At 65.2% G+C, this 26,588-nt stretch carries 12 protein-coding genes; 2 read left to right on the top strand and 10 right to left on the bottom strand.

Annotated elements, in window-relative coordinates; genetic code table 11:
• Positions 1-27: 27 nt before the first annotated feature.
• The 4 genes from E0E41_RS07205 to E0E41_RS07220 are packed head-to-tail and all read right to left on the bottom strand — an operon-like array spanning position 28 to position 3,136.
• Positions 28-567 carry a GerMN domain-containing protein gene (locus E0E41_RS07205; protein ID WP_130869309.1) on the bottom strand — a complete coding sequence of 180 codons (540 nt, stop codon included), beginning with the start codon at positions 565-567 and terminating at the stop codon, positions 28-30.
• Entirely contained in the window at positions 564-2,027 is a 1,464-nt protein-coding gene (locus tag E0E41_RS07210) for a sensor histidine kinase (RefSeq protein ID WP_130869310.1), read from the bottom strand. Before E0E41_RS07210 ends, E0E41_RS07205 begins: the two co-directional genes overlap by 4 nt.
• A complete protein-coding gene (locus E0E41_RS07215) occupies positions 2,020-2,706 on the bottom strand; it encodes a response regulator transcription factor (protein WP_130869311.1) in 687 nt (228 codons plus the stop codon). Before E0E41_RS07215 ends, E0E41_RS07210 begins: the two co-directional genes overlap by 8 nt.
• 16 nt (positions 2,707-2,722) lie before the next feature.
• A complete protein-coding gene (locus E0E41_RS07220; RefSeq protein ID WP_130869312.1) occupies positions 2,723-3,136 on the bottom strand; it encodes a ComEA family DNA-binding protein in 414 nt (137 codons plus the stop codon).
• Between the two features lie 94 nt (positions 3,137-3,230).
• Between E0E41_RS07220 and E0E41_RS07225 the strand changes: the two genes are divergently transcribed.
• Positions 3,231-4,631, top strand: coding sequence for a D-alanyl-D-alanine carboxypeptidase family protein (locus E0E41_RS07225; RefSeq protein WP_130869313.1), 1,401 nt, complete (start codon positions 3,231-3,233; stop codon positions 4,629-4,631).
• 46 nt (positions 4,632-4,677) lie between these two features.
• On the opposite strand, the gene E0E41_RS07230 is transcribed toward E0E41_RS07225, so the two are convergent.
• From E0E41_RS07230 to E0E41_RS07255, 6 genes are all read right to left on the bottom strand, one after another.
• Positions 4,678-5,067: a C-GCAxxG-C-C family protein gene (locus tag E0E41_RS07230; protein WP_130869314.1), complete on the bottom strand. Its 390-nt coding sequence runs from the start codon at positions 5,065-5,067 to the stop codon at positions 4,678-4,680.
• Positions 5,064-5,258: a DUF4177 domain-containing protein gene (locus tag E0E41_RS07235; RefSeq protein WP_130869315.1), complete on the bottom strand. Its 195-nt coding sequence runs from the start codon at positions 5,256-5,258 to the stop codon at positions 5,064-5,066. The genes E0E41_RS07230 and E0E41_RS07235 overlap by 4 nt, the downstream gene beginning before the upstream one ends.
• Positions 5,259-5,272: 14 nt before the next feature.
• Positions 5,273-7,327 carry an ATP-dependent DNA helicase RecG gene (gene recG / locus E0E41_RS07240; RefSeq protein ID WP_130869316.1) on the bottom strand — a complete coding sequence of 685 codons (2,055 nt, stop codon included), beginning with the start codon at positions 7,325-7,327 and terminating at the stop codon, positions 5,273-5,275.
• Between the two features lie 132 nt (positions 7,328-7,459).
• Positions 7,460-19,930, bottom strand: coding sequence for an S-layer homology domain-containing protein (locus tag E0E41_RS07245; RefSeq protein WP_130869317.1), 12,471 nt, complete (start codon positions 19,928-19,930; stop codon positions 7,460-7,462).
• A gap of 24 nt (positions 19,931-19,954) precedes the next feature.
• Positions 19,955-20,200 carry a DUF2442 domain-containing protein gene (locus E0E41_RS07250; RefSeq protein ID WP_130869318.1) on the bottom strand — a complete coding sequence of 82 codons (246 nt, stop codon included), beginning with the start codon at positions 20,198-20,200 and terminating at the stop codon, positions 19,955-19,957.
• 101 nt (positions 20,201-20,301) lie between these two features.
• On the bottom strand, positions 20,302-22,755 hold the full coding sequence (locus tag E0E41_RS07255) for a helix-turn-helix transcriptional regulator (protein WP_130869319.1): 2,454 nt from the start codon (positions 22,753-22,755) through the stop codon (positions 20,302-20,304).
• A 349-nt stretch (positions 22,756-23,104) separates the two neighbouring features.
• On the opposite strand from E0E41_RS07255, the gene E0E41_RS07260 reads away from it, so the two are divergent.
• The gene (locus tag E0E41_RS07260) at positions 23,105-26,533 is read left to right on the top strand and encodes a pyruvate carboxylase (RefSeq protein ID WP_130869320.1); all 3,429 of its coding nucleotides are present in this window, start codon (positions 23,105-23,107) and stop codon (positions 26,531-26,533) included.
• Positions 26,534-26,588 lie beyond the last annotated feature (55 nt).

A 26,588-nucleotide genomic window follows, 5' to 3' on the forward strand; every position in this document is an offset into this window, starting at 1 on the left:
TATGATGGCTTCTTCCTGCGCATCCGGTCAGTCCGTCTGATCCAGGCGGGCGTCCAGCTCCTCCTCCGGCGGCGGGGCCTCCTGCCCGTTGGAGAGCAGCAGATCGGAGGGGGTCAGCTGCTGGGTGGGCCGGTAGGGGATCTCGTCCCCCTCTACGGTGACGTACACCGACTCCACCCCCTCCACCTGGCACAGGGTCAGGGTGAGGCAGGCGTCAGCCACGGTCAGGTCCACCCCGGTCAGGCCGCCGTACTGCTCCGACAGGTCCAGATGGAGGCAGCCCTCCTCCAGCAGCTCCCAGCTCAGCAGACGCACCCCGTCGGGGAAGGGCGAGGTCAGGTTCTGTGTGGCAGGGCCCTGGAACAGGGCCTGCAGCAGGCCGGTCACCGGCTGGGTGCCCTCCGGCTGCTCCCAGGTCTCATACCCCACCGCCATGGCGGCGTTCTGATCCTCCAGGGCGGAAAAGTAGACCTTATAGTCCTCCGCCGTCCTATCTCCGGCCGTACCGGTGCAGCCGCTCAGGCTCAGCAGTCCGGTGAGGGTCAGGACCAGGATCCGTTTCTTCATGACCGCTCGCCCCCCTTCTCCCGCCAGCGGGCGAAGCGCACCTCAAAGCAGGTGCCCTCCGGCTCCCGCCGCCGGGCGGTGATGGTGCCCCCGTGCTGCCGCACGGTGTCCCGGACGATGGACAGGCCCAGGCCGGTGCCGCCGGCGGCCCGGGAACGGGCCTTGTCCACCCGATAGAACCGGTCAAAGATCTTGGGCAGATCGGCCTCCGGGATGCCCACGCCGGTGTCCTCCACCCGCAGGCACACCACGTCTCCCTCGGTGAACAGGGTGACGGTGACGGTGCCCCCGGGCAGGTTGTATTTGACGGCGTTCTCCATCAGGTTGAAGGCGATCTGATACAGGTCGTCCTCGGTGCAGCGGATGATACAGCCCTCCTGGAGGCGGAGCTCCAGCTTCACCTCCGCCGCCTGGGCCAGAGGGATGAGCATATGCTCCACCCGGCGCACCACCGTGCCCACGTCCACCGGCACGGTCTGGATCTCGTGGGCGGTGTCCAGCCGGGTGAGGGTGAGCAGCTTCTCCGTGATGCGGGTGAGCCGCTCGGCCTCCTCCCCGATGTCGGTGAGAAACTCCCGGGCAGTGTCGCCGTCCATGTGGTCGGCCTGGAGGATGGAGTCGGTAAGCAGCCGGATGGAGGCCAGGGGGGTCTTCAGCTCATGGGAGGCGTCGGACACAAACCGCCGGCGCACCTCCTCGGTGGTCTGGAGCCGGCCGGTGAGCTCGTTGAACTCATCGGCCAGACGGCTGAGCTCGTCGCCCCCCCGCATATCCACCCGGTGGCTGTATTCGCCTTCCCGGACGGTGTGGATGGCCCCCAGCAGCTGGGCGATCCGACGGGTCAGAGCCTTGGAGAACACCACGCCCATCGCCAGGGTCACCAGGCCGATCACGATGGAAATGGTGCGCAGGTTATTCTGGATGCCCTGGAGCATGGCCCCCTGCTCGGCGTCGTACTCGTAGAGATAGACCGCCCCCTGGGTCATGGAGCGGTAGGTGACAGGCACTGCCGCCCAGCTGTAAAAGACGCCGCCGGAATAGTCGCCCCGGAACACATTATTGCCCTTCAGGGCAGTCACTGCCTCCCAGAACAGGGCATACTGCCCCACGGTGTCCGTCCGCTGGGTCCCCTCCTGGATATCACACAGCACCCGGCCGGAGGGGTCGATGACCACCACCCGGGTCACCCCCAGGCTGCTCAGCAGCAGGTTCACCGTACGGGTGGCCCCCTCCGCCGTCAGAGGCTCCGGCCCGGTGGCCAGGGCTGAGGCCAGCACTGAGGCCTGGTTCTGCATGGAGGTCTGCTTGGAGCGGTAGGCCAGATTCTGGGATACCAGCACCGGATAGGTGTTCAGCAGCACCACCACCGCGGCCACGATCACCAGGTAGGTCAGGGCATACTTGGTCTGGAGGGAGCGCCAGAAGGGTACCCGCCGGCCCTGTTCCTCCCGCTTATCCATTTTTCAGATAGTAGCCCACGCCCCACTTGGTCAGGATATACTGGGGGTTGGCCGGGTCCAGCTCCAGCTTTTCCCGCAGGCGGCGGACATGGACATCCACCGTCCGGTAGTCGCCGGCGTATTCATAGCCCCACACCACGTTGAGCAGGTTCTCCCGGCTGTATACCCGGCCAGGGTTGCGCATGAGCAGCTCCATCAGGTCGAACTCCTTGGCGGTGAGGTCCACGCTCTTTCCGTCCTTCCACGCCGCCCGGGCGTCCGGGTCCAGCACGATGTGGCCTATGGTCAGCTTGCTCCCCGCACCGCTCTGCTGGGCGGCCATACCCGCCCGGCGCAGCAGGGCACGCACCCGGGCCTTCAGCTCCAGGATGTTGAAGGGTTTTGTGATGTAGTCGTCCGCTCCGCACTCAAAACCGATGATCTTGTCAGTGTCCTCGCTGCGGGCGGTGAGCATGATGATGGGCACGTTGGAGAATTCCCGGATGCGCATGCAGGCCTGGAGACCGTCGATCTTGGGCATCATCAGATCCAGGATGATCAGGTCGAAGCCGCCGCTCCGGGCCAGCTCCACCGCCTGCTCCCCGTCATAACCGGCCTCCACCTGGTAGCCCTCGCTCTCCAGGTTGAACTTGATGCCCTTGACCAGCACCTTTTCGTCGTCTACCACCAATATTTTCAAGGCGTGTCCTCCTTTTTCACTGTGAAACCGTTACCTGGTCGATCAGCCCGGCCAGAATTCCTTCCCCGATGCCGTCCACACGGGTCAGATCCTCCGGGATACGGAAGGGACCGTTGGCCTCCCGATAGGCGATGATGGCCTGGGCCCGTTTCTCCCCGATCCCCGGCAGGGTCATCAGCTCCTCCGCTGTGGCGGTGTTCAGATCCACCTTTCCCGCCGGGGTACTGGCCGCAGGCGGATCAGCCTCCCCATCCGTGGTCCCGGCAGGCGGGGGAGTGAGTACGATGGGGCTCTCCTGGGTCAGCGTGCGCTCCACCTCCACCTGCACCGGCCGGGCCTGCGTGGAACCCCGGAGAAACCAGCCGCCGGTAAAGGCCAGAAACATGGCCGCCAGGAGGATGGATATAAATTCCAGCCTGGAAATCTTCATGAATTTGTAACCCCCTCCCCCGTTGCGTCCCGGTATGGGGTCTGGTATAATGAAACATACAGAATTATTATATCATACTTAAATGGAGTTTCCTATGAAAAAGTCAAGACTGCTCGCTCTCTTTTTGACCCTGATCCTGGCTCTCTCCCTGGCCGCTCCCTTTGCCTCCGCGGCAGAGGGGGGCAGCGGCAGCGCCATTCTGGACGGCATGACGGTGGACGCCAAGGCCGCTGTTCTGGTGGACCCGGATACCGATGAGATCCTCTACGAGCTCAACGCCCACGACAAGATGTACCCCGCCTCCATCACCAAGGTGATGACCTGCCTGCTCACCCTGGAGGCGGTGGACCGGGGAGAGCTGTCCCTGGAGCAGACTGTCACCGCCAGCCAGGCCATCCACACCGGCATTGGAGACAACGCTTCCACCGCCGACATCAAGGTGGGTGAGGAGATCCGTATCATCGACCTGCTGTACGCCGCCCTCATTCCCTCGGCCAACGAGGCCTGCAACGTGATGGCGGAGGCGGTCAGCGGCGATATCACCACCTTTGTGGACCTGATGAACAGCCGGGCGGCGGAGCTGGGCATGACGGGCACCCACTTCGCCAACACCCACGGCTACCACGACGACAACCACTACACCACCGCATACGACGTGTACCTGATGAGCAAGGAGGCCATGAAGCACGAGACCTTCCGCACCATCGTCTCCTCCCTCAACTACACCATGCCCGCCACCAACATGCACCCGGAGGAGCGTATCGTCCGCTCCACCAACGCCCTGATCTCCAACTGGAACATCCGTGGCTACCTGTACCAGTATGCCACCGGCGTCAAGACCGGCCATACGCCGGAGGCAGGCTACTGCCTGTCCGCCTCCGCCACCAAGGAGGACCGGAACCTGATGTCGGTAGTCATGGGCTGTGAGCGGGTGCCGGGCACCACCGGCAGCGAGGGCTTTACCTACTTCAGCGAGACCATCCGGCTGCTGGACTGGGGTTTTAACAACTTCACCCGGCAGACCATGCTGGACGGTACCAAGCGGGACATTCCCGAGGTGGAGGTCACCCTGGGCAAGAACACCAACTACGTCACCCTGGAGCCCCAGGGCGAGGTGACCGCCCTGCTGCCCAAGGACGTGTCTGCAGAGAACTTTGAGTACGACTACACCCTCAACGCCGAGAGCGTGGAGGCCCCCGTGGAGCAGGGTCAGCAGCTGGGCACCATCTCGGTGTCCTTCAACGACAAGGTGTACGGCACCCTGCCTCTGGTGGCCAGCATCAGCGTGGAGCGGGACCCCTGGCTCTACCGGCTGGACCGGCTGCAGAAGTTCTTTGACCAGCTGTGGGTGAAGATCCTGCTGGTGGTCATTCTGGTGGTGGTCGCCTTCCTGCTGCTGCGCCGGCTGTTTTTCCGGGGCCGCAGGAATCGCTACGGCAGCTATGGCGGCGGCCGGGGCGGCCGCTACACCGGTTCCCGTCATCACCGCAGATAAGTAAAAGCGTGCCCCCTCACATGTGAGGGGGCACGCTTTTGCTGTTTTATTGATTCTCTGCCAGCAGGTCTTCCAGCAGCTCTACTGCGTCATACACCATCCGGTCGCAGTGAGACTTGCGGTCCTCCCCCCGGTCCTTGGCCAGGGCCAGCAGCTTGGCACACTCCAGGACCTGGTTCTTGTTCCGGAACCGGCTGAGCAGCTCCAGAGCCGCCTCGTTGCCCTGCCCGGCCATGCCCAGCACCATCAGGGCGCCGGTCACCGCGCCGCAGGTGCCGCCGTGCTTCATACCGCCGCCGAAGTGGGCGCCCAGCTTGTAGGCCTCCTCCTCGGTCAGGCCGCATTCCCGGCAGAAGGGCACCAGCACCGACTGGCAGCAGTTGTAGTGGATATCCGTCCTGGCCCGCAGGGCCTTTGTCTGTTCCATTCTGTTCATGTTGCGTCGTCAACTTCCTTTTCAAAAATCAGATCAATCTGCACGATCTCCCCGTGAGAGATATGGGTGGGTACCCAGCCGGCATACCGCCACCCCTGGACCGCATAGCGGTCGATCAGCTCCCGATGTTCCTTGAATTTGGTGGCCGCTACTCCTTCACCGACTACATTGACATATTGATATCGGTACATAGGTATCCTCCTCTTCAATTGAACATATCTCCGTGGTCAGAAAAAAGCCTGCGCACCCGCTCCAGCAGCGGGGCGTGCTCCGGCTGTTTCAGGCCGGGGTCAGCGCGCAGCAGCTCCTCCGCCGCCCCCTGGGCCTCCTTCAGCACCCGCATATCTGCCGCCAGATCGGCAATGGCCAGCTGGGGCAGACCGTGCTGCCGGGAGCCGAAAAAGTCTCCGGGTCCTCTCAGCCGCAGATCTTCCTCGGCTATTTTAAACCCGTCGTTGGTTTTTGACAAGACCCGCAAACGCTCCCGGCTGTCCGGATTGCGGGTGGAGGTGACCAGCACGCAGTAGGACTGGTGTTTTCCCCGGCCCACCCGGCCCCGGAGCTGGTGGAGCTGACTCAGGCCGAACCGGTCGGCGTTCTCCACCACCATCAGGGCTGCGTTGGGCACATCCACCCCCACCTCGATGACGGTGGTGGACACCAGAATGTCCAGGTCCCCCCGGGCGAAGGCGGTCATCACCGCCTCCTTCTCCCGGCTCTTCAGCTTGCCGTGGACCAGACCCACCCGCAGGTCGGGGAACACTTCGGTCTGGAGACTCTGGGCATAGGTGACGGCGGCCTTCACATCCCCCTCCCGGTCCTCCTCCTCTTCCACGGCGGGACACACCATGTAGGCCTGCCGGCCCTCCCCCACCAGTTTGCGGACAAAGTTATACATCCGCTGCCGCTTGTCCTCCCCCACCACGTAGGTCTCCACCGGACTGCGTCCGGGGGGCAGCTCGTCCACCACCGACACATCCAGGTCCCCGTAGATCACCAGGGACAGGGTGCGGGGGATGGGTGTGGCCGACATGACCAGCACATGGGGAGGGGTACCGGCCTTGGCCGCCAGGGCGGCCCGCTGGGCCACGCCGAACCGGTGCTGCTCGTCGGTGACCACCAGCCCCAGGCTGGCAAAGCGCACCCCCTCGCTGATGAGGGCGTGGGTGCCGATGACCAGGTCCAGCTCCCCCGCCTCCAGGGCGGCGTACAGCCCCTTCCGGGCCCTGCCCTTCACCGAGCCGGTGAGCAGGCCCACACGCAGCCCTGCCGGCTCCAGCATAGGCGCCAGAGAGCGGAAGTGCTGTTCTGCCAGCAGCTCGGTGGGGGCCATCAGGGCACACTGATACCCGTTTTTGGCCGTCGCCCAGGCGCCGTAGGCCGCCAGCATGGTCTTGCCCGAGCCCACGTCCCCCTGGACCAGGCGGTTCATGGGCAGGCCGGAGGACAGGTCGGCGGCCATCTCCGCCATCACCCGACGCTGGGCGCCGGTGAGGGTGAAAGGCAGCAGGTCCAGAAATTTCTCCGCCTCCGGGATGGAGAAGGCAATGCCCGCCTCCCTGTCCCGCCGGTGGCGGAGCAGGGCCATGCCGCAGGTGAGGAAGAACAGCTCCTCAAAGATCAGCCGGCGGCGGGCCACCTCCAGGGCGGTCTCGTCGGCGGGAAAGTGGATGTTCCTGCAGGCGAACTCCGCCGTAGCCAGGGCGTGGTCCTGCCGCAGGTCGTGGGGCAGAGGCTCCTCCACCTGTCCGGCACAGTCCTCCACGCACCGCTGGACCAGCCCAACCAGCAGGTTGTTGGAGATCCCGTGGGTCAGGGGATACACCGGCAGGATGCGGCCGGTAAACCTGACCCGGTCGGCCCGCTCGCACACCGGGTTGGTCATCTGCCGCCGGTTGGGCGTGCCCTCCACCTTGCCGAAGCAGATATAGGTCTCCCCCGTCCGGAAGGCGTCCTTCAGATAGCTCTGGTTGAAGAAGGTGGCGGTCAGGCTGTCGGCGTCGTCTACCAGACGCACCCGCACCAGCTCCAGCCCCCTGCGGATATAGGAGAACACAGGCGGCTCCGCCACCGTCAGGGTGAGGCACACCGGCACCCCCTCCGGCGCGGAGGCGATGGTGGACATCTGCCGCCGGTCCTCATAGCTTCTGGGGTAATAGCGCAGCAGATCCTCCACTGTGCGCAGGCACAGCCGTTCCAGGCCCTTTGCCCGGGCCGGACCTACTCCCGACAGTTCCAACAGACTGGTGGTCAGCTTCAATGGTGCCTCACCTCCTTCCTTTCCGCATCAGTGTAGCATATTTCCCATTTCCCGGCAAGCGTCCCCCTCTCCGAAGAAAAGGAGGCCCGGCGCGGAACAAATCGTTCCGCGCCGGGCCTCCTCCGTTTGCCCTTACCTGCCCTGACTGCGGCAGAACCGCATCAGGATGGCGGCGATCTCCGCCCGGGTGGCGGTGCCGGCAGGATCCAGCACGCCGCCGCCCTTTCCGCTCATCAGGCCCGCACCGCAGGCCCACTGGATGGCGGGAATGGCGTACTCGCTGATCATGTGGGCGTCGGTGTAGGAGAGGATGTTGGTGTCCTCGCCCACGCTGACATCGTAGCCCTTGTACTGAGCGTAGCGGTACAGGATGGCCGCCATCTGCTCCCGGGTGATGGGATCCTCCGGCCCGAACTTCCGGCCGCCATACCCCTCTACGATGCCCTGCTCCGCCGCCCAATTCACCCCGTCGGCGTACCAGGCGCCGGTGGCCACGTCGGTGAAGCCGCCGTCGGCGGTGACCGCCGGACTGCCCTCCAGCCGGTAGAGGATGGTGGCCACCATGCCCCGGCTGGTGACGGTCTCAGGCTCAAAGGTGGTGCCGCTGGTGCCGGTCATCAGCCCCTGCTCCACACTGTAGTGGATGCCGTCGTGATACCAGGCGTCCAGATCCAGGTCGGTGTAGACCCACAGGGGACAGCCGGTGTCCCGGGGGCAGTCCGCCGGGTCGTTCCGGTCAGTGAACGCCGCCCGGACGGTGACGGCCCGGGCCGGCATGGTGAAGGTGCGGCTGCCGTCGGCCTTTTCCGTCAGAGTGATCAGTTTGCCGGTGCTGTCGGTGACGGTGAGGCTGCTCAGTTCGTAGCCCTCCTCCGGCGTCACCGTCAGGGTGATGACGGCCCCCGCGCCGGCGGAGGTCCGGCTGGCTTTCACCGCGCCGTGCTCGGCGGACTCCACCGTGATCCGGTAGGCCGAGCTGCCTCCGCCGCCTCCGCCGCTGTAGCTCCAGTGGGCATAGATAGTGCCGTTTCCGGTGAACAGGGTGTCGGTGGTCACCGGGTCGCCTCCCTCCGCCGCCGTATACCAGCCGGCGAAGGTATAGCTGCTCCGGGTGGGTGTGGGCAGGCTGGTCAGTTTCCCGCCGGTGGTGACTCCGGAGGCGGGGTCCACCGTGCCGCCGGCGGCGTCAAAGGTGATGGTGTACTCGGTGGGCACGGCCTGGGTCACAGTAACGGTTGCCACGTCCGTGGTGGCGCTGGCCGTCTTGCCCTCCTTGGTGTTGGTCACCACACAGTAGTAGTAGGTGGTACCAGCCGCGGTCACGTCCGGGGTATAGCTGGAAGCGGTGGCCTTCTCAATCGCCGTGCCGCCGGTGCCGTCCTCCCTGTCGCTGCGGTACCACTGGTAGCTCAGGGTGCCGCCGTCAGTCACGCTGGCCTCCACGGTCAGCTCTGCCGCTTGGTCGCCCACGGTGTAGGCGGCGTCGGCGGGCTGGGTGTCGATGACAGGGGTCTGGGCGTCCACCGGGACGGGCTCCTCGGTGACGGTGATCTTGGCCGCCCGGGTGATGTTCTCGGCGGTCTTCTGGCCGGTGGCGGCCTCGTTGGTGTTGGTCACCACGCAGTAGTAGTAGAATGTGCCCGCCTGGTCTGTGGCCGGGGTGCAGGTATTGCCGGTGGCCTCGGGAATGGCGGTGCCGCCGGTGCCGTCAGCGCTGTCGCTGCGGTACCACTGATAGCTCAGGGTGCCGTTGTCGGTGACACTGGCCTTCACCCTCAGCTCTGTCGCCTTGTCGCCTACGGTGTAGGTGGCGTCGGCGGGCTGGGTGTCGATGACGGGGGTCTGGGCGTCCACGGTTGCGGGCTTCTCCGTGACGGTGACCTTGGCCACCCGGGTGGTATTTTCGGCGGTCTTCTGGCCGGTGGCGGACTCGTTGGTGTTGGTCACGACGCAGTAGTAGTAGAACGTGCCCGCCTGGTCTGTGGCCGGAGTGCAGATTTCGCCGGTGCCGTTGGGAATGGCCGTGCCGCCGGTGCCGTCGGCGCTGTCGCTGCGGTACCACTGGTAGCTCAGGGTGCCGCCGTCGGTGACGCTGGCCTTCACCCTCAGCTCTGCCTCCTGGTCGCCTACGGTGTAGGCGGCGTCGGCGGGCTGGGTGTCGATGACGGGGGTCTGGGCGTCCACCAGAGCGGGCTTCTCCGTGACGGTGACCTTGGCCACCCGGGTGGTATTTTCGGCGGTCTTCTGGCCGGTGGCATCCTCGTTGGTGTTGGTCACCACGCAGTAGTAGTAGAACGTACCCGCCTGGTCTGTGGCCGGGGTGCAGGTTTCGCCGGTGGCCCCGGGAATGGCCGTGCCACCGGTGCCGTCGGCGCTGTCGCTGCGGTACCACTGGTAGCTCAGGGTGCCGTTGTCGGTGACGCTGGCCTTCACCCTCAGGGCATCCGCCTGGTCGCCTACGGTGTAAGCGGCGTCGGCGGGCTGGGTGTCGATGACGGGGACCTGGGCGTCCACCAGAGCGGGCTTCTCCGTGACGGTGATCTTGGCCACCCGGGTGGTATTTTCGGCGGTCTTCTGGCCGGTGGCGGCCTCGTTGGTGTTGGTCACCACGCAGTAGTAGTAGAACGTACCCGCCTGGTCTGTGGCCGGAGTGCAGGTTTCGCCGGTGGCCTCGGGAATGGCCGTGCCGCCGGTGCCGTCGGCGCTGTCGCTGCGGTACCACTGGTAGCTCAGGGTGCCGCCGTCGGTGACGCTGGCCTTCACCCTCAGCTCTGCCTCCTGGTCGCCTACGGTGTAAGCGGCGTCGGCGGGTTCGGTGTCGATGACAGGGGTCTGGGCGTTCACGGTTGCGGGCTTCTCCGTGACAGTTACCTTGGCCACCCGGGTGGTATTTTCGGCGGTCTTCTGGCCGGTGGCGGACTCGTTGGTGTTGGTCACGATGCAGTAGTAGTAGAACGTACCCGCCTGGTCTGTGGCCGGAGTGCAGATTTCGCCGGTGGCCTCGGGAATGGCCGTGCCGCCGGTGCCGTCGGCGCTGTCGCTGCGGTACCACTGGTAGCTCAGGGTGCCGTTGTCGGTGACGCTGGCCTTCACCCTCAGCTCTGCCTCCTGGTCGCCTACGGTGTAAGCGGCGTCGGCGGGCTGGGTGTCGATGACGGGGACCTGGGCGTCGCCCGCCTGGGTCACCAGGAGGATTGCGTGCTCCGAGGTGACGGAGGCGACCCTGGAACCGGTCACGCTTTCGTTGGTGTTGGTCACCACGCAGAAGTAATGGATCTCCCCTGTCAGTCCGGGGTACCAGGGATCGAAGGTGGGCCCGGTCTGCTCCAGGATCGGCACCGGCTCTTCAGTCTGGCCGGGGATATACCCATACCACTGATAGGAGAGGGTGCCGCCGTCGGTGACGCCGGCCGCCACGGTCAGCAGATCCGGCGACCACTCATACCAGTCGTCCACAATGTAGCTGGCGCCCTGGGGCTGCACGGTGATGACGGGCTCCTGGGCGGCGGTGCCGTTGGGGTCCACCACCCGGATCCTGGCCGTGGCCGAGGGGCTCCAGTTCCTCTGGCTGCCCAGAACGTCGGCGTTGTGGTTGATGGCGATGCACAGGTAGCAGGTGGTGACCGCCTGGCCCGTAGGCGGCGTGTACCGGGACCCGATGGCGCCCGGGATGATCTCCAGGCCGAACATCTCCTGGAATTCCTGGAAGTCCGCGTCCTCCTCCAGCCAATCCGAGTCGGCGCTGAGGACGCCCAGGGTGGAGCCGGTCATGTCATCCCATGGGGTCTCACAGGTGTACCACTGGTAGGCGATTTCGCCGCCGTCGCTGGACCGGGCCTCCACCGTCAGGGGGTCCGCCGCCTCGTTCAGCTCATAGGTGGCGCTCTCCGGCTCGGTCAAGAAATAGGGGTAGTCGGCGTCCTGGAGCATGGAGTCGTCCAGCTCCACGGTGAGCTGGTAGGTCCTGTCGCCCAGGGTGACGGTGACCTGGCTGATCATGTCGTCAAAGGGCACCCACTGGCTGCCGCCGCTGCCCAGCTCCGTGTTGTTGATGGTGACCGTCCCCTGGGCGGCGTAGGCGGTGACCAGGATGCCCCGGCGGGTCACGCCGGTGATGGTGTGGCAGTAGGCGTCCTGGGCCTCGTCATAGACGAAATCGCTCATCCGCAGGGACAGGCCGTCAAAGATCAGGGTGTCCTGGCCGTTGGCGGGGTACACCGCCAACCGGCTGCCGGTCTGGGAGAAGGCCACGGAGGCGGTGGTCTCCGTCTCGCCGGCCAGCTGGCCGCCGTCAAAGACCACCTGCCGGGCCTCCAGCAGATTGTCCTTACCGTCCAGCAGGACGGCCAGCAGCGGTGTGGCCGCCGCACTCTGGAGGCCGTTGTTGCGGAGGGTCACCTCGGCTTCGGTGCCGCTGTCGCCGGTCCCCTGCTCCACATTCAGGGTAAACTGCTTCCCGGTACGGGACAGGGCCCCGTCCAGCCGGAGAGCGCCGCCGTTGTCGGCGCTGTTGTACTCAGGCAGGCGGACGGTCTCGGTCTGGGTGCCCACCCGGCCCTGGGTCCAGGCATCGGCGTACAGCATCACGCCGCTGTCGGGGATCTCCTGCAGGCCCAGGGTATTCTGCACGTAGCTGCCCAGATCACAGGTCAGGATCAGGGTCATGCTGCCTGCGTCCACCCGGCTCAGGGCCCCGTCTCCCGAGATGGTGACGGTGTTGCCGCTGAGGCTTACGCCGGTCTGGGGGGTCAGGGACAGGGAGGCCGGCTGGGTATACTGTTCATCCATCCACAGCTCCAGCTTGACCGCCCGGCCCTTGCCGTCGAGGATGGCGCCGGAGGCGTTGTAGAGGGTGACGGCGATGGTGCGCAGGCCCGCCTCCTCCTTCATCACCTCCAGCCGGGAGATGCCGATGTCGGGATAGTCCAGGTAGACGGTGCCGCTGTCCAGGGTGGGCTGCCCGTCGGCGGAGATGGTGTAGGTCACGTTTTCCACCGTGGTCCCCACCTGGTGATAGAGGGTGACGGCAGCGCTCTCGTTGGGCAGGAGGGCGGCCACGGAGCCGCTCTCCCCGGTGTTCAGGGTGACGGTCACATTGCTCAGGCCGGTGAGGCCGGTGTTGCGGACCAGGAACTGGATGGGGACGGTCAGGCCCGCGGTCAGCTCGCCGTAGTCCACATAGAGCTCCTCCACCTCCAGGCCGTAAGTATCGAAGGCGGCGGTGGCGGTGTAGAGCCTGACCTCCTCGCCGGGCACGGTGACGCCGCTCTCCTCATCCACCACGGGGTGGGCGTCGTCGTACCAGGTGGCCTGGATGACCCCCTTCACCTGACCGGGGCCGCTGACGTAGGCGTCGAAGTGGTCGGCCAGGGTCCGGCTGTCCAGCTCCGCCAGCTCCTGGGGCGCGGACAGGCAGTAGCCGCCCGCTCCGTCGGAGCAGAGGGTGGAGGCCCTGAGGAGGGTGTGGTCCGTCAGGCCGCTGTCGCCGCTGACGGTCTCGCTCCACACCACGGTCAGATCGTCCAGGCCGCGGTTGGAAGCGTTCAAAGCCGCCAGCCGGAAGTCGCCGCTGACGCTCATCGCGCCGCTGCGGACCATGGCGGTCAGGGAGCTGGGGAAGCTGGCGGAGGGGTTGCCCGCCCTGTCCACGGCCAGCAGGCGGATGTCGCCCACGTCGTCCCGGACGGTGTGCCAGGCCATGACGAACCGGCAGTCGCCGGAGCCGAAATCGGCCGCCGTCACCTGGGGATTCTCGTCCAGGTAAGTGTCCCGGGTGGCGTTGATGGGCATACCGGCCTTGCCGGTGCTGTCCACCACGCAGTAGCCCACCTCATACTCGGTGGTGTCGCCGCTGCCGCCGCGGTCCAGGGTGTAGACGGCCATGGCGGTGCCGTCGGACAGCATGGCGGCCTGCAGGCCCATGACGGCGCCGGTGGTGCCGTTGTAGAGCAGCTCCGGCGCGCTCCAGGTCTTGGTCTCGCTGTCGTAGCGGCTGAACATGATGTAATCCTGGATCCCGAAGTTCATCGGACTGTCGTTGTCCAGGATGGGGGTATAGGCGCTGCGCCAGAAGACCACGGCGCTGCCGGTACCGTTGGAGGCCACCGCCGGGGCCAGGTCGGGGCTGGCGTTGTCGGTCAGGCGGGTGGAGGTCCACCCGGTGCCGTCATAGACGGATACCACGATCTCCGTGCCGTTGAGCAGCAGGGTCTGCTCCGCGTCGCTCACCGGGTCGCCGGCGTCCTTGCCCTCCAGGTAGGCGCCCATGCGCACCCAGGCCGCCGCCGCGAAGCCGGCGCTGCCGGCCACCACGGCGTTGCTGTCGCCGTGGCCCGCAAAGCCGGCGGGGCCGGGGATCTCCTGGGAGGGCGCGTAGCTGCCGCCGCTGAGGGTGCTGAAGTGGGTCCGGCTCTCATAGACGCTGGGGTTGGGGTTTTCGCTTGTATAGCCGTCGTTCACATAGACCAGCACCTGTCCGTCGTCGCTCACGTCGGGATAGGAGGCCGGGTTGGCGTTGGTCTGGAGGGCGGCCAGGCCGTTTTCCTCGTCCAGGCTCATCAGGCTCAGCCGGTCCTGGCTGCCCCAGGTACGGGCATAGGCCTCCAGGTAGTCCCGGCTCTGCAGGGCGGCGGTCGCCGAGGCCAGATACAGGCCGCTGTCCGCCGACTGCTGGGACAGGCCGGAGTCGGCGCTTCCCCAGTAGCCCTCGATCTCGTTCCAGTCGTTGAAGTTCTTGGAGACCCCGGCGCCGCCGGCGACCAGCACGGCCTCATATTCCAGCAGCACCAGTTTGGCCACGAACTTGATGCCCGCCCGGCCGGAGATCTCCAGGCGCTGGCCGTTCAGCTGCCGCTGCCCCTCGTCCAGCAGGTAGGTGCGGGAGAGGAACCGGTTCTGGCTGTCCAGGCTCAGCTCGCCGAAGACGCCGAACTTCAGCGCCACGATGGACAGGTCGAAGCCCACGCCGCCGAAGGCGCTGGCATAGGCGTTGAGCCGCAGGTTGGTCAGGTAGTCGTTGACCCCGGTGGCCGAGGAATCGGCCCAGGTCAGGGTGTTGCCGCTGGTGTCCTGCTGCTGGCCGTACCGGGCGGCGGCCTGGAAGTCCAGCTGGATGGCGCCGCCCACGCCGAAGGAGGCGGTGACGGGGACGGGGCCCACCATGGCGTTGATATTGAAGGTGTAGCCCACGCCGGCTCCCGCGGTGAAGCCGCCGCCCAGGGTGAAGGCCTCCCACTCCCCGGTCTCGCGGTTGTAGCGGATCTGGGCCTCATACCAGCCCTCCAGCTGGAGGTTGATGTCCAGGTCGCCGAAGTTGCCCTGGGCCCGGTTGTTCCGGGCGGTCCGGGCGGGATTGTAGGTGCCCCGGGCCATGTCGGCCAGCTGGCCGGTGCCGGGCACCCCCAGGCCGCCGCTCTGGGAGAGGAAGTCGGCGTTGATGGCCACGCCGTCGGAGGAGTAGTCCCCCTCGTCCAGGCCCAGGGTGTCATAGCCGGTCCAGATCAGGGCGTTGAACACGGTGGGGTCCTGGCTGGGGGTGATGATCATTTTGAATATGCTGCTGTCCACCGGGCCGGAGAGGTCGTCCAGGTTGCCCGCCAGCAGCTTGACGATGTTGTCCCCGTCCACCCCGCCGAAGCTCACGTCCAGCAGGCCGCTGGAGTCCTTCATCTCCACCAGCATACCGGTGACCTCCCCCGCCTGGTCCACCGGGGTCACCCGGGTCAGGTCGATGATCCGGAAGGGCATGGCCCGCTCGTGGAGCAGGGTGCCGTCCATGCTCAGGCGGGTCTTGAGGCCCCCATCCTCTCGGTCGGGAATCCAGCCGGAGTCGGTGATGGTCTCTTCGTTCAGGGTCATGGTATTCCGGGCCACGGGGATGGAGGAGAAGGGATACTGGCTCGCGCTCCAGGTCTGGCCGTCGGGCACATAGCCCATCTCGTCGGCCATCTGCAGCACGTAGTTCTCCGCCCCCTCCATGCTCTCCCCCCACAGGTACATGGTGGTGGAAAGGGTGGCCTCCTGGAAGGTGCTGTTGGGGCCCACCATGCCGGTGGACTTGCGCACGTCGATCTTACCGGTGTCGGGCTCGGTGCCGGGCGCCTTGGCATAGGCTACGGTCTGCTCAGCCACAAAGGGCTCCCCGGCCTGGCCCTCGGGCACCTCCTCCAGAAGGATCACGTCCTCAGAGGTGCGCATCCGCTGGTCCAGGCTCATGCTGCCGTTCACCGTCCGGAACAGGGGGTAATATTTGTCGCCGTCAATGCCGCTGATCTCCAGCACGTACTCCAGCCGGTCCAGGGAGGTGGGCTGGTTCCGGGAGCTCTCTCCCATTTCAAAGGACCAGAACTGGGTGGAGTCGTAGTAGATGGTCAGCTTGCCGGTCTCGTCGGTGGTGTAGGTCTGACCCACGCTGCCGGCGTCCAGGCTTTCGGCGTCGGGACCCATCTCGGCGCTCTCGCAGTAGCCGCCGTTTTTGTACACGCCGCCCCGGATGGTCACCTGGGAACCGGCCAAGGGGGAGCCGTCGGGCTTGAGGAGGGTCAGCTCCACCTTGCCCGCCGGACGCAGGATCACCGTATTGATGGGATAGAGCTCCAGCCGGGTGGCGTTCCCCTCGCCGGAGCGCAGCTCCTCCTTGGGAATGGTGCCCAGGTACACCTCTCCCTCATACTCGGAGCGGAAGGAGACGTCGTCGATGATGGTGCGGGTCGTATACAGGGCCAGCACGCCGTCCTCGTTGGTCTCCCCCCGCACCAGGCCCCCGGCGTCCAGGGTGGTCGTGGCCGCCGGCAGCACCTGGAACAGGAACAATTTGTTCTGAAGGGAGGTGAAACGAACCGAGGCTTGGGCCTGTTCGCCGGTGGCGGAATGGGTGGCGGAGACCCGGCCGTAATATCCACCCAGCTTCTCCTCCTCACTGTCCGGCGTCACCAGCAGGACGGTATCGGGCAGGTATTCGGTGAAGGAGAAGTTCTCGATGTTCTCATAGAGCCCGCCCTGCTTGTAGTTCAGGTCGATGCCCGGCTCCTCCGGATAGAGCTTCGACACCTTCCACTGGAAGGTATCCCGGATGGAATCCCAGTTGTACTCCTCATAATTGATGCTGACCTCCGCCTGGAGCATCAGCTGCTCCCGCAGCGCCAGGATGGAGTCGGTGTCGGTGGGGGGCTGGTCGGCCAGATCCTCATTGGAGACCACCAGGTCGCTGGAAGAAAGGTCGTTGCCCTCCCCGTCCACCAGATGAAGGGCGTCGGCATTGAAGACGTACAGGTAGATGGAATCGGTGGTGGACGTCTCACGGTCGTATGTGCCGCTCTGATCGGTGACGGTGAGCACCGCCTGATAGATGTCCCGCAGGTGGCCCTCATCTACCGGCTCCACATTGAACCGCTTGGAGCCATTGGGGACGTATATCATGGTGCTTTCGTCGAACCCCTCGCCGTTTATCTGGATCTCTTCGCTGGCCACGGAAGTGACCGTTCCGTCCTCCTCGATCCGGGTCAGGTCCAGGGTGGCTGTCTGGCGCATCGGATAGAAGTTGTTCAGCTGGAAGGACACCTCCAGCTGGCCGGCGCCGTCGGAGGTCTCATCCAGGATCGTATCGTTCTTCGGCGGCAGGATCTCCGCCTGGACCGGCTTGGGGCGCACGATGATCCAGGCCAGGGCGGACAGGGAGATGTCACCGCTCTCCCCGTTCGGGTGGGGCATGGATACCCGCACCGTGTAGGCGGGCGTATCGCCGTCGGACAGGTTGCTGAACCCGTAATCGATTTCCGCGCTGTTGCTGTCCTGATCGGCGGTCACCCGCCTGGACCACTGCACGTTTTCCAGCTCCTCCAGGGTCTCATAGTACCCGCTGAACAACTCGATCGTGTACTCGAACTGGGCGTCGGGGGCCATCAGCTTGGCGTTGGAGCTCCACAGCACCGTGGCGGGCCCGCCCTGCCGGATGATGATGGTGGAGGCGTTGGAGGGGATCACCAGGGCCAGGGAATCCCCCGTCGTGACGGTATACGTCTCGGAATAGCCTCTCTCATCGTCGCTGGGATCCTCCGGCGTGCCGTTGTCCGCGTTGAAGTAGAACTGCACCTGGCCCACCTTCCTGCCTGTCAGCACCACGGTGCCGGTATAGTCCGAATTGGTGGTGACGGCGGCGATGTCCTCGTCGGTGCTGCCCCAGGATCCGCTGACGTAGGTAGGCGGGTTGCCGGTGCTGTTCGTTATGGTGGCCGTCAGGGTGGGGCGGTAGTCTTCGCCCAGCGAGAGGGTATAGTTGGCGGGGTCGGACTCCGGATCCACCGTGACGAACTCCGCCGAGACCTTCGCGGCGATGTTGATCTGTTTGTACGACCACACGGCGTCCACCCATTGGGGATTGTCCCGGGTGCCCTCGTTGGCCTGGACGTAGGCGTAATAGACCTGGGCCTTGCTCTGCAGGTCCACGGGATAGGGCGCGATGGAGAAGGGCTCGCCTTCGGAGGCCGGCATATAGACCTGGATGGTCTCCTTGGGGGTGCCGTAGGTCCCGTAGGCGTCCTGCTCATAGAGCAGCACCCGGAAGGGGGCCTCGCCGCTGCCGCTGGTGTCGTAGTTGGCGTAGAGGGTGCCGTATTGCCCCGACCGGTCGGCGTCCAGGGCAAAGACGATCTGGCCGTTCTCATAGCTGGCCGAGAGGCCGTTGACGCCGCCCCGCATGCGGATGCTCTCGATGGCGGCGCCCTCCACCGGCTTGCCGCTGATGTCCACCGGATTGCCGAAGAAGTCGGTCACGCCGGAGCCGGAGCCGTCGCCGAAGGAGACGGTCAGGCTGGTGCTGTCCACGCCCTGCACCGGATACCACAGCACCAGGTCGTTGCCCACGGTATTCATGCACAGCTGGTCGGCGGTGAACTCCGCGCCGTTGACGGTGATGACCGTGCCGTCGGCCACCTTCACCAGCTCGCTGAAGCGCAGGGTCACCGGGACCCGCTGGCCGGGGTAGTAGGTCCCCTCCGGCGCGGTGACGCTGTGCAGCACCGGCTGGGTGCTGTCGTCGAGCAGCTCCACCACGCAGTTCTGCACGGTGCCGGTGCCGCTGTGGGGATAGGCGGGAGCGTAGCCGTGGGAAAACGGGTCCTCAAAGAACAGGCCATAGGGGATGGCGTCGGCTGCGGTGCTCCAGCCCTGGAACCGGAATGCCGACGGGCTGTTGTCTTCCATCTCCTCCGCCAGGGGTATCTCCTCCCACTCCAGGACCATCTCCCCATTTACAAGCCGGTGGGTATAGTCCTTGCTGGTGTCCGAGCTGTTCAAAGGCAGATACCAGTAGTCCTTACTGATGTCCGGCGGAAAGTTGAAATTGGGTATGGTGGTAAATTTGATGCCGGTGTCGGTGGTCTGGACCAGTTCACCGGAGACCTGGAATTTCACCGCATTGACCTCGTTGATGGCCACCGGATTCCCCGATGCGTCCTGGAGGCTGCTCTGCATCAGCTGGCGCAGGGAATCTATCTGGCGGACCCGGGTGCCGTCCCCGTCCAGGAAGGAGAATCTCACCTGTGACCACTCGTCACCGTTGGGGGTCCCGTCGTTCCGAATGGTCATCGGGGTGGACATAGATCCTGTATCCGAAATCTCTCCCGGCAAGCTGGCAGATGAGGTCAGCATGACGGTGTGGTGGTCGGTATAGTCGCTGCCGTTCCAGAACACCAGACCGCCGGTGGAGTTGGAGAAGTGGAGGGCCCCGGCCAGATTGCCGTAGAAGCCGGGCTCCACAGCGGCATAGCCGTCGCGGACAGCGCAGACCTGGATCCTCACACTGTTGGATCCGCCGGTCTCGGTGACTGGCAGTTCGCATTTCCATGTGGCGGTGGGATTGTCCCGGGTCAGCTTCACGGAGATGGTGCCGGCCGTGGGAACGGTGACCGATACTTCCACATATTCCAGGAAGTCTCCCAGACTGCCCGGGTCCAGCGTGAGATCGAAGCTGACGGTCTCACCGCTCTGGGCGTTGTGGTGGATGGAGAAGTAACCGGAATAGCCGTAGTTATACCCCGAGTCCAGCGGGATCTCCTTAAGCGAGGAGACATCCACCGTCTTCCCTCTCAAAAAACTCACCGGCGCGCCCGCAGCCGCCTGGAGCTCAAGCCCCTGGGTCTGGAGCTGGTCCAGCAGGCTGTTGAGGGATTGCAGGGATTCCTCCGAGAAGGTGGTACCGGAGAAGTAGGTCTCCTGGATGCGCTGGAGCTCCCGCTCGATCTCCAGGATGGTCTTCAGGTCCCCCAGGGCGATGGGGGTGCCGTCCACATAGCCCACCCGGCTCAGGTCGGTGTCCGGGTCGGACAACAGGTCCTCCATCTCGTCCAGGGTGTACTCCTTCCCGTCCAGGGAGAGGGTATAGTCGGTTTTCAGCCGGCCCTTTTCGTCCAGCAGGCCCAGCTGCTCCAGCATGGCGCGGGCCTCCTCGGTGGTGCCGCCGGTCATGGCCGCCAGCTCATCCAGAAGCGCCTGGTTTTCCGCCGGGGTGTTGTGCAGCAGGTCGCCCACGGACGCCCAGGCTGTGCCGGGCAGCAGGGACAGGGCCATGCACACCAGGATCAGCAGGCTCAGCAGTCGTTTCTTCACGGGTCTACCTCCTTCTTTCACGCGTCAGTCCATCTGCATGGAATCCAGCAGCTCGTTGACGGAGGCCCGGACACAGTGGGTCCCGTTGTCCCAGACCACCTCGCTGCCCTCCAGCCGGGCCGTGCCGAACAGTCCGGGCGTGGCCAGCCGGCCGAACCGGATGGCCCGCACCCGGTGCTTCATGTCCACAATGGCCTCGCTGCCGTTGCGAAAGCTGAGCTTCAGCTGGTAACCGGGCAGTACGCTGAGTCTTACCGCCGCTCCCTCCATGTCCTCGCCTCCCTTTCCAAAAATAAAAGCACAGCGTTTCTGCTTTTATCATACAGAAACGCTGTGCGGTACACATCCCCCAAAGGGGGGATTTTCCGGGATTACTTCAGCAGATCCACCAGATGGCTCCGCCGGTCGATGTTGGTTTTGTTGAAAATGCTGCGGATGTGGCTTTTCACCGTCTCCTCCGAGATATAGAGCCTGGCGGCGATCTCCTTGTTGCGCATCCCCGACGCCGCCAGCCGGGCCACCTCCCGCTCCCGCTCGGTGAGGGCCCCCATCTGCTCGGGGTACTTCTCCAGCATGGAGAAGATGCGGCTCTCCTCCGCCTTGGTGTAGTGGATGTCCAGGGCCTTGATCTCCCCGATGGCCCGGGCGTGCTTCTTCTTGATGGAGGGGAACAGGAAGAGCACGGACAGATACCGCCGGAAGCAGGCCAGGAAGGTGTAGTTGTGGTCCTGCTCGGCCAGGGTGAGGGACCGGTCCAGCCACTCCGCCGCCCGGGTGGGCAGGGCGATGGCCAGATAGCACAGGGCCAGGCCCACGCACATGAAGTTGCGGGTGGACAGGGAGATGAGCCGGCTGTCCAGGGACAGGGATGCCTCCACGCTGGCGATGGCCCGCTTGTACTCCTTCCGCAGGATCAGGTCGGTGATCCGGTTGGTCTTCACCATGAAATTGGTGAAGGTCAGGTCGTTGAGCATGTCCGCCGGGCCTCTGGTCCACTCGGCGGACCGGTCGGGCTCCATCATCAGGCCCAGGAGATAGCCGCGCACCGTCTCCGCCATCAGGGTGTTGATGGCGGTATGCTGGAGGAAGGGGTAGGCCAGGGCCTTGTTCTCCAGATACTCGATGGCCTTCTGCAGGGAGATCATGTCCGACTGGTAGATGGCGTTGATACCCAGCAGCAGCGCCGCCCCGTAGGTGACGGTGGCGTTCTCCCACCGCTCCGACAGCAGAGCCGCCTTGTGGGCGTAGATGTCCGATTCGTCAAATTTTCCCTGGACGCTGAGGGCCTCCCCCAGGTAGAGCTCACAGGCCCCCGCGCCGTGGTGGTCGGTCAGGCGGTCGTACACCTCCAGCATATCCGTCAGCTCCTCCGCCGTCTCCATCATCTTCCCCGGCGTCCGGTAGAACAGATACCACATGGAGGGGGTGCCGAACAGGAAGGGCTCCCGCTTGGTGAAGATCCGGGAGGGGGCGGTCATCAGCTTCTCCGCCTCCAGGTACTCCGCTTTCATCCCCGGAAGGTCCGGGAAGGCCCGGAAGGCGGCCACCATATGCCACTCCCCCATGAGCTGGGGGTCTCCCGCGGCGGCCACGATGGCCCGGCACCGCTCCAGCTCCCGCTCGAAGCCCCCGAAGTCGGTGCCGGCGAAGAGGGTCAGGCACAGCCGCAGCATGGACAGGGGGTGCCGCTCCAGCACATCGGCGGGGCAGCGGCCCAGCACCGTCTGGGCCAGGGCGGTATAGCTGACGTCCCCGAACTTCTCGTTGAGCAGGCCGGTCAGGCCGCAGGAGAGAACCTCCTCATCATTGCCGGCCTGGAAAAAGCACTCCACCGCCTTCTTGTCGCTGCCCGCCCGGCGGTAGATCTCCCCGGCGGTCTCATAGACCCGGCTGCGGAACTCCGCCGGCTCGGCGGACAGCATCCCCAGCAGGAAGTGGCGCAGCAGCTCATGGGGGTAGGAGGCCCGCTCCCGCTGGTCGTGGTGCATCAGGGGGATGCGCACCAGCAGGCTCTCCAGCTCCTCCTCCCGGCCGGGGGCTACCTGGGGCAGCTGCTCCGCCCGGATGCAGTCGAACACCGCCACCCGGAGCAGCAGCTCCCGCTCCTCCGGGGAGAGCCGCCGCCAGAAGAACTCCTCCAGCAGGGCATCCATGTCCCGGAACTCCGGCAGTCCGCCCCCCTCCCGGCACAGGTGCTCAAAGTACAGGGCCACCGCCGCCGCCCACCCCTCGGTGTTGCGGTAGATGGACTCCACCTGCTGCCTGGACAGCTCCAGGCCCAGCTGGCGGCCGTACTGCCCGATGTCCTTCCGGCTCAGCAGCAGGTCTCGGGAGGAAAAGCGGCACACGCCGGTGGTGTGCTCGAACACCGCCCGCAGACGCCCGAAATTCTGGGAGATGAGAATGACCCGCAGCCCGTCCCGCCGCCGGTCCGCCAGGGCCTGGAGCAGGGGCATGGGCCAGTTGTCCCCGATCAGCTGAAAGTTGTCCAGGATCAGATAGCAGGGCTCCGGCACGGAGAGCCCCGCCAGGATGTCCGCCGCCTCGCTCACATTGCTGCGGTTGAGAAAGCCCAGCCGCCGCAGCGCCACACCCGCGTCGGCGTCCAGCTGCCCGATCTGCCGGATGAACCAGTCCAGGCTGGTGTCCTGGAGAAAGCTCACCGCGATGAACCAGTGGATCTGCTCCGGCGGGACCTGCCGCATGGCCCAGCGGACGGCGGTGGTCTTGCCATACCCCGCCGGGGCCTCCATCATGGACAGTCCGCATTCGTGGAGCCCGGACAGCTTCCGGGCCGTCTCCTCCGAAAAATAGAGCTGTTCCAATTCGCCGCCCTCTTTCCTCAAATGTTACCTGTGTTAATTATAAGTTTGGAAAACAATTTTGTCACCCTCCAAAGGGGAAATTTTCTTCCCGCCCCCCTCCCGTGAAAAGCACCACAAAGGGGCGGGCAGGGACCGGCGTTTCCTGTGCTTCCTGCCGAGCTTTGCAATTTTATAGAAAAACGATTGCAAAAACTTTAGCGTACAGATATAATGGACACAATCAATATATCACGGATATTTGTCCCGGTACAAAGGCGTCCCGGGGCGCGGCGGGGGCGGGCGCCCATCCGCCGCCTTTTGTTCCATTTTGACAGGTTATGACAAATGCAATTCAGAAAGGACGGACAGCATGGCGGAATGTAAGTTCAACAAGGTCCTGGTGGCAAACCGGGGCGAAATCGCCATCCGGGTGTTCCGGGCCTGCTACGACCTGGGCCTGCACACGGTGGCCATGTACTCCAACGAGGACACCTTCGCCCTCTTCCGCACCAAGGCGGACGAGGCCTACCTCATCGGCGAGAACAAGTCCCCCCTGGGAGCCTACCTGGACATTCCCTCCATCATTGACCTGGCCAAGCGCCGGAATGTGGACGCCATCCACCCCGGCTACGGCTTTTTGAGCGAGAACGCCGACTTCGCCAAGGCCTGTGAGGACGCGGGGATCACCTTCATCGGCCCCTCCTCCAGGATTCTGGCCCAGATGGGGGACAAGCTCACCGCCAAGGCCATCGCCAAGGCCTGCGGCGTGCCCACCATCCCCGGCTCGGCGGAACCCCTGAAGAGCGGGGAGGAGGCCCTGGAAAAGGCCCAGGCCTACGGCTTCCCCATCATCCTGAAGGCGGCGGGCGGCGGCGGCGGCCGGGGTATGCGCCGGTGCGACAGGCCGGAGGAGGTCATTCCCGCCTTCAATCTGGTGAAGAGCGAGGCCAAGAAGGCCTTCGGCAACGAGGACATCTTTATTGAAAAGTACCTGGTGGAGCCCAAGCACATTGAGGTCCAGATTTTAGGGGACAAGCACGGCAACGTGGTCCACCTGTTTGAGCGGGACTGCTCTCTCCAGCGTCGGTACCAGAAGGTGGTGGAGTTCGCCCCGGCCTTCAGCGTGCCCGAGGCCACCCGGCAGAAGCTGTATGAGGACGCCGTCAAGGTGGCAAAGCACGTGGGCTACGTGTCTGCCGGCACGGTGGAGTTCCTGGTGGACAAGAACGGAGACCACTACTTTATCGAGATGAACCCCCGCATCCAGGTGGAGCACACCGTCACCGAGATGGTCACCGGCATCGACCTGGTGCGGGCCCAGATCCTCATCGCCGAGGGGCACCCCCTGTCCACCCCCGCCATCGGCATCACCTCCCAGGACTCCGTTCATATGAACGGCTACGCCCTCCAGTGCCGGGTGACCACCGAGGACCCGGCCAACAACTTCGCCCCCGACACCGGCAAGATCACCGCCTACCGCTCCGGCGGCGGCTTCGGCGTCCGTCTGGACGGCGGCAACGCCTACACCGGCGCCGAGATCTCCCCCTACTACGACTCCCTGCTGGTGAAGGTCACCTCCTGGGACAACACCTTCGAGGGGGTGTGCCGCAAGGCCATGCGGGCCATCAGCGAGGAGCACGTGAGAGGCGTCAAGACCAACATCCCCTTCATCACCAACATCCTGGCCCACCCCACCTTCCAGGCGGGCAAGTGCCACACCAAGTTCATCGACGAGACCCCCGAGCTCTTCGACATCGACACCGGCCGGGATCGGGCCACCAAGGTGCTCAAGTATATCGCCCAGATCCAGGTGGACAACCCCTCCGCCGAGCGGCTCCAGCTGGACATCCCCCGGTTCCCCCCCTACGAGCACACGCCCCCCAGGTGTACCGGCCTGAAGCAGCTGCTGGATGAGAAGGGCCCCGAGGCGGTGCGGGACTGGGTGCTGGGTCAGAAGAAGCTGCTCATCACCGACACCACCATGCGGGACGCCCACCAGTCCCTGCTGTCCACCCGGGTGCGCACCCGGGATATGCTCAAGTGCGCCGAGGGCACCGCCGAGATCCTCAACGACTGCTTCTCCCTGGAGATGTGGGGGGGCGCCACCTTCGACGTGGCCTACCGCTTCCTCCACGAGTCCCCCTGGGAGCGGCTGCGGCTGCTGCGGGAGAAGATCCCCAACATCCCCTTCCAGATGCTCTTCCGGGGCGCCAACGCGGTGGGCTACACCAACTACCCCGACAACCTGATCCGGGCCTTCGTGAAGGAGGCCGCCAAGCACGGCATCGACGTGTTCCGCATCTTCGACTCCCTGAACTGGATCCCCGGCATGGAGATCGCCATGGACGAGGTGCTCAATCAGGGCAAGCTGTGCGAGGCCACCATCTGCTACACCGGCGACATCCTGGACCCCAAGCGGGACAAGTACACCCTGAAATACTACGTGGACATGGCCAGGGAACTGGAGAAGCGGGGGGCCCACCTGCTGTGCATCAAGGATATGTCCGGCCTGCTGAAGCCCTACGCCGCCAAGAAGCTGGTGTCCGCTCTGAAGGGGGAGATCGGCATTCCCATCCATCTCCACACCCACGACACCTCCGGCAACCAGGTGGCCGCCTACCTGATGGCCGCCGAGGCGGGGGTGGACATCGTGGACTGCGCCATCGACTCCATGTCCTCCATGACCAGCCAGCCCTCCCTGAACGCGGTGGTGGCCGCCCTGAAGGGCCAGGAGCGGGACACCGGCCTGGACGGCGACAAGCTGCAGAAGCTGTCCGACTACTGGGCCGACGTCCGCCTGCGCTACGCCAAGTTTGAGGCGGGCATCAAGAACCCCTCCACCGACATCTACCGCTACGAGATGCCCGGCGGCCAGTACACCAACCTGAAGAGCCAGGTGGAGAGCATCGGCCTGGGCCACCAGTTCGAGGCGGTGAAGGAGATGTACAAGACCGTCAACCACATGCTGGGCGACATCGTGAAGGTGACCCCCTCCTCCAAGATGGTGGGCGACCTGGCCATCTTCATGGTGCAGAACGACCTGACCCCCGAGAACATCGTGGAGCGGGGGGAGGCCCTCACCTTCCCCGACAGCGTGGTCAGCTACTTCAAGGGCATGATGGGCCAGCCCGCCTGGGGCTTCCCGGAGGATCTCCAGCGGGTGGTCCTGAAGGGGGAAGAGCCCATCACCTGCCGCCCCGGCGAGCTGCTGCCCCCGGTGGACTTCGAGAAGGCCCGGGAGGAGGTCCGCAAGTTCTACGACGACGCCACCGACCACAACGTGCTGTCCTGGTGCCTCTACCCCAAGGTGGTGGAGGACTTCTACCGCCACCGGCAGGAGTACGGCTATATCATGCGCATGGGCAGCCACGTGTTCTTCAACGGCATGGCCCTGGGCGAGACCAACAAGATCAACATTGAGGACGGCAAGACCCTGGTCATCAAGTACCTGGGTCTGGGCGACCTGAACGAGGACGGCACCCGCACCGTCCAGTTCGAGCTCAACGGTATGCGCCGGGAGGTGGCGGTGCCCGACAAGAGCGCCACCGCCCAGGTCCACAGGACCACCCTGGCCGACCCCTCCGACAAGAGCCAGGTGGGGGCCTCCATCCCCGGCATGGTGTCCAAGATCAACGTCAAGCCCGGCGATGCCGTGGAGGAGAACCAGGTGCTGGCCGTCATCGAGGCCATGAAGATGGAGACCTCCGTGGTGGCCCGGATGAAGGGCACCGTGGATCAGGTGCTCATCAAAGAGGGCGGCGCGGTCAAGGCTGGCGAGCTGCTCATCACCATCAAATAACACCAGGGGCCGGTCTGACGACCGGCCCCTCTTTTCTGAAGAAAGGCGGTTCACG

It is taken from the genome of Intestinimonas massiliensis (ex Afouda et al. 2020) (genome assembly GCF_900626285.1).
GTDB classification, from domain to species: Bacteria; Bacillota; Clostridia; order Oscillospirales; family Oscillospiraceae; genus Flavonifractor; species Flavonifractor massiliensis_A.